Annotated in this window: 1 pseudogene; it reads left to right on the forward strand. The window is 67.8% G+C overall.

The annotated features are described in order from the left end of the window. Positions 1 to 104: 104 nt before the first annotated feature. A pseudogene (locus ACH4PU_RS36200) lies at positions 105 to 1,054 on the forward strand (IS481 family transposase); the annotation flags it as partial.

Genomic DNA, 1,054 nt, shown 5'->3' on the forward strand with positions numbered 1-1,054 from the left:
CTAGGTGTATTGATCACGAGCGTTGTTGACACTCGCGGGTCTTGATTACGACGAAGACCTCCGGTGTGGTGGAGGTGTCGAGTCTTCACCGCACGGAGGTCTTCGTGTCCCACCGTAATGCCCGGCTGACCGTTCATGGCAGGCGGATCCTGGTCGAGCGTGTCCGTTCCGGGCGTCCGGTCGCACACGTGGCCGCGGAGATGGGCGTCTCACGGACAACGGCCCACAAGTGGATTCGCCGGTGGCCGGGCAGAGGGAGAGCCGGGGCTGTGGGACCGCTCCAGCAGGCCGTGCACCACCCCGCATCGCACGCCAGCCGCCCTTGAGGCCCGGGTATGTGACCTGAGGACGGCACGGAAGCTGGGTCCGGCCCGGATCGGCCCCATCCTCGGCCTGCCCGTCTCGACGGTGCACCGGATACTCACCCGGCACAGCCTGCACCGGCTCGCCTGGATCGACCGGCCCACCGGGCAGGTCATACGCCGCTACGAACGCGACCGCCCCGGCGAACTGGTCCACATCGACGTCAAGAAGCTGGGACGGATCCCCGACGGCGGAGGCCACAAGACCCTGGGCCGGCAGGCCGGCCGCGCCACCCGCAGCGGCATGGGATTCGACTACATCCACTCCGCCGTCGACGACCACTCCCGCCTGGCCTACAGCGAGATCCACCCGGACGAGAAAGTCGCGACCTGCGCGGGCTTCCTCACCCGCGCGGCCGCCTTCTTCGGCTCCCACGGCATCCGCATCGAGCGCGTGCTCACCGACAACGCCTGGGCCTACCGCAAGGGCCTGGCCTGGAAAGCTGTCCTCGCCGATCTCGGAGCAGCCGGCAGGCTCACCCGCGCCTACCGGCCGCAGACCAACGGCAAGGTCGAACGTTTCAACCGGACCTTGCTCGACGAGTGGGCCTACCTGCGGCCCTACACCAGCAACACCGAACGAACCGAAGCCCTGGCAGACTTCCTCCACGCCTACAACCACCACCGCTGCCACACCGCACTCGGCGGCCACCCGCCAATCAGCCGAGTGAACAACGTTGCGAGTCAATACA

Origin of the sequence: Streptomyces sp. NPDC021100, from assembly GCF_044333095.1 — a bacterium.
Taxonomy (GTDB): Bacteria; Actinomycetota; Actinomycetes; order Streptomycetales; family Streptomycetaceae; genus Streptomyces.